Raw genomic sequence first — 12,119 nt, forward strand, 5'->3', positions numbered from 1 at the left:
TCGCTAATGCCGGTGACCACGTTCCGCCCGTTTCAGGGCTATTGCCCAATTGTGTGAATAAATCTACTGCCGGACTTGTTTCACATAAAACAATACTGTTATCAGTTCCCGCATTGGGGATGGGGTTAATTGTGACTGTGACTGTTGCAGAAGCTGGTGGACATTCAGTAGAGGATTCTACAGTATATGTAAAAACATAAGGACTTCCTGATAATGATAACAACGTTAAATCCAGCGTCCCTAAACTACCGTTGCTCGTAATAAAAGGTCCTGTCCAAACACCAGTATTAAATGGAGTTCCACCTAAAAAGTCAAACAAATCAACAAAATTAGTTGAAGCTAAATCATCCTCACAAAATGAAACAAACCCGTTTGAACCGGCATTATTTTGAGGTTGAATTGAAACTAATACTTCTAATCTTTCATCACTTTCACAAGGAGGGTCAACAGTTGTAGCATAGTAAGTTTGACCATCAATTAAAGGTGTATTCAACTCTAATGGTAATGCTGAAGAGCTAGTTAAATACCAATTATTGTTGCCACTGGCATTTAAATCTGCTACAGTTGGAGGATTAGAAAAGTTTTGACAAAAAGTTTGTATAGCATCTCCATTAGGAACAGGAACAACTCCAACACTCACGAAAACGGATAGTCTTGAAGTTTGACAACCTGTATCGGGATTGGTTTGACTGGCGTAATAAATTGTATTAGGAACTAAAATAGTACTTTGAGCCAAGGGCGAACCACCGCTTGGAACATTATACCATTGTACATTATTTCCAATTGCAATTAAACTGGCAATCGTTGCTTGACTAGGAAAATCGACACAAACTCCTTGGAAATTTTGACCTGTTGGAGCTGAATAAATTGTTACAACAACCCTAATTCTAGTACCACAATTACCTCCACTACTGTCTGCAAAATAATCTTCGCCATTCACTAAACCAAGACCTGGAGCTAAAGGTGTAGTAGAAGAATCTGTTGCAAACCAAGCCACCCCTCCTCCATTATCAATTGCTTGCAAACTAGCAATTGTTGGCGATTGAATATCACAAAAAGTTTGACTTAAGTTAGTAACGGTTGGACATTGAGCAATGACTGAACTTCCTGTTAACAATAATGCAATCAGTAATAATTTAGAATTAACTAATTTTTTTAAAGCATAAGGAAAAAATATATTGTAAAAATAACCCATAAACGCTTGAGTTTATTGTAATTTAATTTGCAATTTTTGTATTGGAGTCTGAATCAAATTGAAGAATATAACCGCCTTTGTTGGAATACCCTCCGCTTAAATCTTTTAAATAGTGAAATTTATGATTTAACTGTTCTGAAATTTCATCTTTTGCCAATGCTTCAAAACTTTTGTCTTGAAACAATCGAACTAACGCATCAAAAGTTACATCAAAGCCTTTCAATACTTCATCAGTAGCTTCAAAGTTGAACTTCTTTTTAAATTCCGTTTTGAACTTATTAATTTCATTCAAATTATTACGACTTGAATAAGAAGGATAAATCGTATTCAATGCTTTGAATCGCATTTCTGAAAAACCTTCTTTTTGAATAGATTCTTTAGGTTCTAATAAAGCCAATTGAATAGTATACTCTTTAGAATGTTTCAACAAAACTGTAGTCGTATTCAAAATGAGTCCAATCTTGTCCGTGTTGAGCAAAACGAAATTTTTTCTGTTTAAGATAAGCTCTTTTGTTAATGTTTCATCTTCCAATACATCTTTGCCTGAAATTTTAACGAACCTGGCTTTAGGATAGTTTTCCAAAATAAAATCTTCATTTAAAGCACTAACCGCATCACTTACTACCACTAAATTTCCGTTCTTATCGGAAATATATTTTAAAACCATCAATGCTAAATCATTTTTAGACGGTATACTAACAAAGGTAGTAGCTGATTTTTGAGCACTCTCTTCATAATTCGTAACTACAAATGGAATTCCGTTTTTAGATGTAAACTCACTGATTTTTTCAGTATTTATGCCTTCTGATTGATAAAACACTGCTTTTGATTGATCTATATTATTTTTCTTGAGTGAAGAAATCTCTGCTTTTCCGTCTTTACTAATTTCAACTTGTACATTTTTCAATTCAATCATCACACCCATTTTTTGGAGTGAATCTATAGCAAAATTAGCTCCGGCATAAAACTCAATCTCTTTTGTTGCTTCCGGGATAGGATTTTGAATAAAACTCAAATATTTTTCGTTGGAAAAGGAAGTAAGAAATGTAATTTCCTTTTTTTCAACTTTATTAATAGTTTTAAGAAGTCCAACTGCCTCAACTTTGTTCTCAATTGCAGAAGTGTTTTTTGCTTCAACAATCGTTGTTAAAGGTTTTTTAAACTCAGAAACTTTTTCTGACGGCATTTTAATAATAACCCCTGCTTTTACACCTTCATTTAGTATTGGATTTACTTCTAACAATTTATCTTGCGACACTCCGGCCATTTTTGATAAACCAAACAAGGTCTCTTTTGGTTGAATTTCATAATCAATCCAATTACTTTTTTCAGATTCTGATTGAACAGCTGTTTTTTCCGTTTGTGTTGATTCCGATTTCTCTACATTTTGAGGTATTGCAACCGCGACTACTTCTTCAACTTTTTCAACTTTACTAGGTGTTTCAATAATTTCCGGTTCCGATTTAATTTCTTCTTTTAAAGGACTTTTTACAACTTTCTCTTCTTGTTTTGTTTCTGATTTCTGAACCAAACTTGAAGAAGTTGTTCCTGGAATAACAATTCGTTGACCCGTTTGTAGCATTCTAACTATTTGAGGATTACGTTGTTCTAATTCATCAATACTTACCCCATATTTTTTTGATAATCCATATTTAGTTTCTCCGGCTTGTACCAAATGAAACTGTCCATTTAAATTATTACTATTTTGACTATTTTTTACAGGAATTCGCAAGACTTGACCAATTTGTAAAATTCCGGTTAGTGAATTTTCATCCATCAAATCATCCACTGTCAGACCGTATCTTCTTGAAATCCCATACAAAGTTTCTCCCGGAAGAACTTCATAAGTTATAAATTCTGTTGTTGCTTGATTAGAATTCGAATTTTGTATTTTTGAAGGATTAGTATCTACACCTCCTCTAATTTCAAGTTGATGACCCGCTTGAAGCATTTTAACAATATGCGGATTTTGTCTTTCCAACTCGCTTATTGAAATACTGAATCTTCTCGAAAGTCCAAATTTAGTTTCCCCAAATTTCACCTCATGATAAATAATTCCATCTCCCTTTGTATTTGAAATGTTCTCTGCTTTAGAGACTTTAGGTTGACTTTTTACTGCCGAAACGGGTATCATGAGCACTTGCCCTTCTTTGATTCCATCATAAGAATCTGGATTTAATTGATACAAATCGTTTGGTGTTACTTTGTATTTTCTGGCAATGGAAGATACTGTTTCGCCTTTAATTACGGTATGTTTAGAAGAATTTTCCTGAGCGAACCCACAAAAAAAAATCAATTGAAAAACCATCAAAAACAGTAAAATATGTTTATTCATTTCTTGAATTTGCAATAGTAAATAAAAACTTACGTTTAATTTATAAATTTAAAAAAAAACCTTCAGAAGTTGAATACTCCTGAAGGTTGTTATTAAGATTGTTATTAACAATTTTTAATAGACAAAAATAGCTCTCTCGCCCATAAAATCATTTACTTCGTTAGCAACTTCTTCAATGATTTCTTCATTCGTATGATTTTGAATGACACGGTCAATGAATTCAACTACTGTTTCCATATCGTCCTCTATCAAACCTCTCGTTGTAATGGCAGGTGTTCCCACTCGTATTCCGGAGGTAACAAAAGGTGATTTATCATCAAAAGGAACCATATTTTTATTCACCGTAATTTCTGCTTTAACTAATGCATTTTCAGCTTCTTTTCCGGTGATGTTTTTGTTTCTTAAATCAATCAACATCATGTGGTTATCTGTTCCTCCTGAAATAATATCATAACCTCTTTTTACAAATGCTTCCGCCATTGCTTTAGCATTTTTTTGTACTTGCAAAGCATACCTGAAAAATTCGTCTGATAAGGCTTCTCCAAATGCCACCGCTTTTGCAGCAATAATATGCTCTAGAGGCCCGCCTTGATTTCCGGGAAATACAGCAGCATCCAGCAAAGATGACATCATTCTGGTTTCTCCTTTTGGAGTTTTAATTCCGAATGGATTTTCAAAATCTTTACCCATCAAAATCATTCCGCCACGAGGTCCACGAAGGGTTTTGTGCGTAGTTGTTGTAATAATATGACAATGCGGAACTGGATCATTTAACAAACCTTTGGCAATCAAACCGGCTGGATGTGAAATATCAGCTAACAAAATAGCTCCTACACTGTCGGCAATTTCTCTAAAACGTTTAAAATCCATATCACGAGAATAGGCTGAAGCACCTGCGATAATCATTTTTGGACTTTCTTTTGTAGCAATTTCTTGTATTTTATCGTAGTTCAATCGCCCGGTTTCTTTTTCAACACCATAAAAAACAGGATTATATAATCTTCCTGAAAAGTTTACCGGAGAACCGTGCGTGAGGTGTCCGCCATGTGATAAATCAAAACCTAAAATCTTGTCTCCTGGTTTTAAACAAGCAAAAAACACAGCAGTATTGGCTTGCGATCCCGAATGAGGTTGTACATTCGCATACTCAGCACCAAACAAAGCTTTTGCTCTGTCGATTGCTATCTGCTCCACTTGATCCACCACTTCACAACCGCCATAATAACGTTTGCCCGGATAACCTTCAGCATATTTATTAGTTAAAACAGAACCTGCTGCTTCCATCACCTGATCACTCACAAAGTTCTCTGAAGCAATTAATTCCAATCCGTGAATTTGTCTGTCTTGCTCATCTAAGATCAGTTCAAAAATTTGTTCGTCGCGTTGCATTTGATAATATTTCGTTAAATTGAGTTCAAAATTACGAAAATCGTTTGTTAAATTAATAGTTAATAATATATTTGATTGATAATTTTTCAACATTTAATAAACATACAAACATGCCGATAACAGCAAACAACCCGAACAGAAAATCTTGGATAAATGTTCAAGCAGATAGTGACTTTCCTATTCAAAATATACCCTTTGGCGTTTTTTTAACCAAAGATGATATTATAACAATAGGTACACGAATTGGTAATTGTGCTATTGACTTAGGGGCGATGCAACAATTAAATTATTTTGAAGGAATTGAATTGACTGACGATATGTTTATGCAAGACACGTTGAATGATTTTATTTCGGATGGAAAAAAAACATGGCGGTTAGTAAGAAATCGGATTGGAGATTTGTTTGACAGTGAAAATCCTAAACTAAGAGATAATAAAGCTCATCGTGATATCATTATTTTTGACATTAATGAAGTTGAAATGCAATTGCCTGTTTTGATTGGGGATTATACGGACTTTTATTCCAGTAAAGAACACGCAACAAATGTAGGTAAAATGTTTCGTGATCCTGAAAACGCGTTATTACCCAATTGGTTACACATTCCCGTTGGATATCATGGTAGAAGCTCAACGATAGTTCCGTCCGGTATTCCCATTCATCGTCCAATAGGTCAAACCTTACCAAATGGTGATACTCAACCGGTTTTTGGCCCTTCACGCTTGGTTGATTTTGAATTGGAGACAGCTTTCATTACAACTGATGCCAATGTTATGGGAGAAAACATTCCAATTTCTGAAGCCGAAGATTATATTTTTGGAATGGTTTTATTAAATGATTGGAGTGCTAGAGATATTCAAAAATGGGAATATGTTCCACTAGGGCCTTTTTTAGCTAAAAATTTTGCCTCTTCTATATCGCCATGGATAGTCACTATGGACGCCCTTGAACCGTTTAGAACAAAAGGACCTAAACAAGAACCCGCCCCATTACCCTATTTACAGCAAAAAGGCAAACATGCTTACGATATTAATTTAGAAGTTTATTTAACCCCAAACAATGGAGAACCAAATCTAATCAGTAAATCAAATTTTAAGTACATGTATTGGACAATGTCTCAGCAACTAACTCACCACACCTCTAATGGATGTAAAGTCAATTCAGGAGATATGATGGGTTCTGGTACAATATCGGGTCCGACACCTGAAAGTTTTGGTTCGATGTTAGAACTTACCTGGGGCGGAAAAAACCCCATAAAATTATCTAACGGAACTGAACGAAAATTTGTGGAAGATAATGACACAATTAATATAAAAGGCTACTGTAAAAATAGTCAGGTAAGAATTGGGTTTGGAGAAGTATCCAATAAACTATTACCGGCATTCGTAAGAAAATAATAGGTATCCAAAAACATTATCATCCAAAACTATTGTTTTATATTTTTAGTTTTCAACTAAAACGTTAAACTTATATTATGATTCCAACCGAGACCATTGTTGCTTTAGCTACACCTTCCGGTGCAGGTGCAATAGCAGTCATACGCCTTTCCGGTAGAGCTGCAATTGCCATTGCTGCAAACATTTTTGTTTCGGTTTCCGGAAAGGATTTAACAAAACAGAAAACCCATACCATTCATTTAGGACATATTGTTTCGGAAGGAAAAACGTATGACCAAGTTTTGGTTTCGATTTTTAAAAACCCTAACTCTTACACGGGAGAAGATGTGGTAGAAATTTCGTGTCACGGCTCTACTTTTATTCAGCAACAAATTATACAACTTTTGTTGCGAATGGGAGCAAAAATGGCTCAACCCGGCGAATTTACGCTTCGTGCATTTTTGAACGGAAAGTTAGATTTATCACAAGCTGAGGCAGTAGCGGATTTAATTGCCTCAGACAACGAAGCTTCTCATCAAATTGCTATGCAACAAATGCGTGGCGGATTTAGTAATGAAATTGTTCAACTGCGACAAGAATTACTCAACTTTGCTTCCTTAATTGAATTAGAATTAGACTTTGCCGAAGAAGATGTGGAATTTGCCGATCGATCACAATTTAATGAACTTTTAAATCGAATTGAATTCGTGCTGAAACGTCTAATCGATTCGTTTGCGGTGGGTAATGTCATAAAAAACGGCATTCCGATTGCCATCGTGGGCGAACCAAATGTAGGGAAGTCAACCCTACTTAATGCTTTATTGAACGAAGAACGTGCCATTGTTTCTGACATTGCCGGAACCACTCGCGACACCATTGAAGATGAATTAGTGATTGAAGGCATTGGTTTCCGATTTATCGATACGGCAGGAATTCGTGAGACCACTGACCATGTGGAAAGTATCGGTATTAAAAAGACGTTTGAGAAGATTGAGCAGGCTCAGGTGGTTGTTTATTTGGTTGATAGTTCTCAGTTATCGGTTGTCGGTTCTCAGATGACGGTAGACCACATGAAAAATGAAATTGAACAAATTAGGAACAAATATCCCAACAAGAAATTGTTGACTGTAATTAATAAAAAAGACTTACTTTCTACTGAAATGCTAAGTAAGTTAGAAACGGAACTCACAACAGTCAACAGACAACAGTATACACTTTTCATTTCTGCCAAAAACAACATCGGCATCGATGAACTCAAACAAAGGCTGCTCTCTTTTGTAAATACCGGAGCTTTACGAAATAACGAAACAATTGTAACGAACTCAAGGCATTATGATTCATTATTAAAAGCGTTGGAAGAAATTCAGAAAGTGAAATGGGGATTGGAAAGTAATCTTTCTTCAGACCTTATGGCTATTGATATTCGAGAAGCGTTGTTTCACTTTGGTGAAATTACCGGTGAAGTAACGAATGATGAGTTATTGGGGAATATTTTTGCAAATTTCTGTATTGGGAAATAATCTTTAACTATCTTTGTGATACTATCAAATGATACTATCATAAATGAAACCACCTTACATCATTACAAATGAAATTGTAACGTTAGTTGCTTCTATTTCAGAAAAGATTGGAGAAATTAACGCTTCTCATTTATATAAACCTGCTACTGAATTACGAAGGAAAAACCGAATCAAAACCATTCAATCGTCATTAGAAATTGAGGGCAATACGTTGACCGAAGAACAAATCACAGCTTTATTAGATAACAAAAGAGTTTTAGCATCTCTGAAAGATATTTTAGAAGTTCAAAATGCCATAAAAATATATGAACAGCTCAACAGTTTCAATCCGTATCAGTTAAAAGATTTAGAAAAAGCTCACAAAATTTTAATGTGTGGTTTGATTGATAATGCAGGAAAATTAAGAACTACTAATGTTGGTATCGTAAAAGGCTCAAAAGTAGAACATATTGCACCAAGCGGAACAATGGTAAATGGATTGATGAGAAATCTTTTTGATTATCTAAAAAAAGACAACGATTTAATCTTAATCAAAAGTTGTGTTTTTCATTATGAATTTGAATTTATCCATCCCTTTTTAGACGGAAACGGAAGAATGGGTAGATTGTGGCAAACGTTGATTCTCATGCAACAATATCCCGTTTTTGAATTTCTACCTATTGAATCACTCATTAAGCAAAAACAAAATGACTATTACAACACGTTATCCGAATCTGATAAAAAAGGGAATTCAACACCATTTATCGAATTTATGTTGGAAATAATTTTAGAGTCTTTAGACGGACTTTTACAATCTCAATCAATCACGCTTCGTACGGAAGACAGAATATTTTTATTTAAAGAAAAAATAGGACAGAATACTTTTAGCAGAAAAGAGTATATGCAGAATTTTAAAAATATATCGGCACCCACAGCAAGTCGAGATTTAAAATGGGCAGTTGAACAAAACCTTTTAATTAAATTTGGAGAATTTCGATTAACAGAATATCAGTTTAAGTAACTCATATTTAAATTAATGCTATCGTTATTTTTTGAAACTTTTTCCAATTGATTAGTAGTCGTAACCTTGTTATACTGAAATTTTCAAAGCAAATTTTTTAGCGGGAAGAAACCTTCATCAATGTATTTTTTGATATAGAAAACTAAAAAAAAATAGGGTTCGAAAACCCTATTTTTATTACTCCGTTATGAGTTATTTTTATTGAAGATTACTTCACCTCTTCAAAATCAACATCTTGTGTTTGATCTCCGCTGGCATCAGCTTGCGGCTGAGCTTGTTGAGCACCTTGACCTTCTTGTGATTTATACATCTCTTCTGAAGCATTTTTCCATGCTTCGTTGATTTTGTCTAAAGCAGGTTGAATCGTTGCAATGTCTTTGGTTTCATAAGCCGCTTTCAACTCGTTTAAAGCAGCCTCAATGTTTTGCTTACTTGCCTCTGACAATTTATCGCCGTATTCTTTTAATTGACTTTCGGTTTGGAAAATCATTCCGTCTGCCTCATTCAATTTGTCTACTTTTTCTTTGGCGATTTTATCTGCTTCCGCATTGATTTCCGCTTCTTTTTTCATTCTTTCGATTTCTTCCGGAGTCAACCCTGAAGAAGCTTCGATACGAATATCGTGCGATTTTCCGGTTCCTTTATCCGTTGCCGAAACTTTGATGATACCGTTGGCATCAATATCAAAGGTTACTTCAATTTGTGGCACACCTCTTGGAGCCGGTGGAATTCCGTCTAAATGGAAACGACCAATTGTTTTGTTGTCATTTGCCATCGGTCTTTCTCCTTGCAACACGTGAATTTCAACCGATGGTTGGTTATCCGCCGCTGTAGAGAAGACTTGTGATTTTTTGGTTGGGATGGTTGTGTTCGACTCAATTAATTTAGTCATTACACTTCCCATGGTTTCAATTCCTAAGGATAAAGGCGTAACGTCTAACAACAATACATCTTTTACATCGCCGGTTAACACACCTCCTTGAATGGCAGCACCAATCGCTACTACCTCATCCGGATTTACTCCTTTGGATGGTTTTTTTCCGAAGAATTTTTCAACTTGCTCTTGAATAACCGGCATACGGGTTGAACCTCCCACTAAGATTACTTCATCAATATCAGAAGTTGATAAACCGGCATCTTTTAAAGCTTTTGCTACAGGTTCCATTGAACGTTTTACTAAACTTTCTGCCAATTGCTCAAATTTAGCTCTGGTTAATGATTTTACCAAGTGCTTTGGACCGGTTGCAGTAGCCGTAACATAAGGCAAGTTGATTTCTGTTTGTGTAGAAGAGGATAATTCAATCTTCGCTTTTTCAGCCGCTTCTTTCAAACGTTGCAAAGCCATTGGGTCTTTACGTAAATCGATCCCTTCTTCGCTATTGAATTCATTAGCCAACCAATCGATGATTACTTGGTCAAAATCGTCTCCACCTAAGTGAGTATCTCCATTTGTTGATAATACTTCAAAAACACCATCACCTAATTCAAGTACAGAGATATCAAAAGTACCTCCACCTAAATCGTAAACGGCAATTTTTTGATCTTTTCCGGCTTTGTCTAAACCATAGGCTAAAGCCGCAGCCGTTGGTTCGTTGATGATTCGCATTACTTTTAGACCGGCAATTTCACCCGCTTCTTTCGTCGCTTGGCGTTGAGCATCGTTAAAATAAGCAGGTACAGTAATCACCGCTTCGGTTACGGTTTGACCTAAATAATCCTCAGCCGTTTTTTTCATTTTTTGAAGAGTCATGGCTGACAATTCTTGTGGAGTATATAAACGACCATCGATATCCACACGTGGTGTATCGTTATCTCCTTTTACTACTTTGTATGCTACATTTCCAGCCTCTTTTGCACTTTCAGTATATTTATTACCCATAAAACGTTTGATAGACGCAATGGTTTTGGTTGGATTAGTTACTGCTTGTCTCTTGGCAGGGTCACCTACTTTGATTTCACCACCGTCAACAAATGCAATAACAGAGGGCGTAGTTCTTTTACCTTCAGCATTTGCAATTACTACCGGTTCTCCACCTTCCATTACGGATACACAAGAGTTGGTAGTTCCTAAATCGATTCCAATTATTTTACTCATAATGTTTTAATTTGTATGTCTTGTTTTTAAATTCGTTTTTCAAAACTTGATTTGCAAATGACAAGGATTATGCCAAGTGAGAAATTTAAAAAAAAATGTCATATTTTGACTGACGTATCAGAAAAAATATGACATTATGACATTTTATTATTGAATTTAGGGCTTTAATCATCCCTAAAATATTAATAAGTATGCTTGTAAGTCTCTAGCCAAAACATAAGCTTCTCTATTTGAACTGCATTATTTTTCAACCATTCATTGCTATTACTATCATTCGTTGGTTGATAAATATGATGTGAATAAGCTTCAAACATTTGATTATCTTTAATTAAATCATAGAAAAAATCGACATAAAAATCCCAAAAGAAGCCTTTTTTGTCTTTTCGTTGTTCTCCTAATACCTTAAAAAAAGAATTATTAGTATTTGAAAATATTTCAAAATCAGTTTTATTATCATTGACCTCAGTTTCCCTTGAGGCTTCCATTAATGATAACATCATTTCCGCAGTTCCGAAATCATTTTTATCAAAATCTGAACGTATATTAACTGTTATATTTTTACTATCTTCTCTAGATACTCCTTGCTTTTGTTGTTGTTCGATTAAAGTAAAAACTTGATTTGCTCTTTTTCCCTGAGGCTCCAAAAGTAAAAAGTAAAATAAAGAGAGTAACGATTTACTTCTTTCTTTTTGGTCATACTTCAAAAAACCCAATAACATATGACTACTTGCATGATAAGGGTTAACTTTAATTCCATCGATGACTGCTTCTTCCGCTTCTTTAAACTTACTTTGATTATAGGATGTTAATGCTAAACTGTAATAAAGATTATGATAATTGGGATTAAACTTAATCCCTTCTTTAAATGATTTTATTGCTTTATCCGGTTTACCTTGATAATCTTCGCAAGCCCCTTTAATAGCGTAAGCTAAATGAGAAATATCTGATTTAGATTTAATTACTACATCACAATGTTTGATAGCTTTATCGTACTCTTTCAACATCGAATAAATGAAAGCCATTTCATAGTTGGCTTCAATATGCTTTTCATCTTCCTTTAAAATACTCTCATAAACTTCAATTGCTTGGTCATATTTTCCTGCTTTATGCAATTCTACTCCATTTGAAATTCTTTCTTCAACTGATTGCGGAAATCCGTTTACAAAAACTAAAAAAAAACCAATCAACAATTTACTATTTTCTCTCATAAAC

8 protein-coding genes are annotated in these 12,119 nt (G+C 34.7%); 3 read left to right on the top strand and 5 right to left on the bottom strand.

The features are described from left to right. The 3 genes from EQG68_RS11595 to glyA form a co-directional block, all read right to left on the bottom strand. Positions 1–1,195, bottom strand: a 1,195-nt coding sequence (locus tag EQG68_RS11595; protein ID WP_164975448.1) for a hypothetical protein, incomplete at its 3' end; no start/stop codon positions are given. 22 nt (positions 1,196–1,217) lie between these two features. Then, entirely contained in the window at positions 1,218–3,530 is a 2,313-nt protein-coding gene (locus EQG68_RS11600; RefSeq protein ID WP_129465053.1) for a muramidase family protein, read from the bottom strand. Between the two features lie 114 nt (positions 3,531–3,644). Next, a complete protein-coding gene (gene glyA, locus EQG68_RS11605; RefSeq protein ID WP_129465054.1) occupies positions 3,645–4,919 on the bottom strand; it encodes a serine hydroxymethyltransferase in 1,275 nt (424 codons plus the stop codon). Between the two features lie 110 nt (positions 4,920–5,029). Here glyA and fahA point away from each other — a divergent pair, with 110 nt between their 5' ends. From fahA to EQG68_RS11620, 3 genes are all read left to right on the top strand, one after another. Then, positions 5,030–6,313, top strand: a complete 1,284-nt coding sequence (gene fahA, locus EQG68_RS11610; protein ID WP_129465055.1) for a fumarylacetoacetase — start codon at positions 5,030–5,032, stop codon at positions 6,311–6,313. A gap of 77 nt (positions 6,314–6,390) precedes the next feature. Further along, positions 6,391–7,812 carry a tRNA uridine-5-carboxymethylaminomethyl(34) synthesis GTPase MnmE gene (mnmE, locus tag EQG68_RS11615; protein ID WP_129465056.1) on the top strand — a complete coding sequence of 474 codons (1,422 nt, stop codon included), beginning with the start codon at positions 6,391–6,393 and terminating at the stop codon, positions 7,810–7,812. A gap of 43 nt (positions 7,813–7,855) precedes the next feature. Then, a complete protein-coding gene (locus EQG68_RS11620) occupies positions 7,856–8,812 on the top strand; it encodes a Fic family protein (protein WP_129465057.1) in 957 nt (318 codons plus the stop codon). A gap of 208 nt (positions 8,813–9,020) precedes the next feature. Here EQG68_RS11620 and dnaK read toward each other — a convergent pair whose 3' ends face one another. Further along, positions 9,021–10,907: a molecular chaperone DnaK gene (dnaK, locus tag EQG68_RS11625; protein ID WP_129465058.1), complete on the bottom strand. Its 1,887-nt coding sequence runs from the start codon at positions 10,905–10,907 to the stop codon at positions 9,021–9,023. Between the two features lie 182 nt (positions 10,908–11,089). Next, positions 11,090–12,115, bottom strand: coding sequence for a tetratricopeptide repeat protein (locus EQG68_RS11630; RefSeq protein WP_129465059.1), 1,026 nt, complete (start codon positions 12,113–12,115; stop codon positions 11,090–11,092). Between the last annotated feature and the right edge of the window lie 4 nt (positions 12,116–12,119).

This window comes from Flavobacterium piscinae, from assembly GCF_004122145.1.
Classification (GTDB): domain Bacteria; phylum Bacteroidota; class Bacteroidia; order Flavobacteriales; family Flavobacteriaceae; genus Flavobacterium; species Flavobacterium piscinae.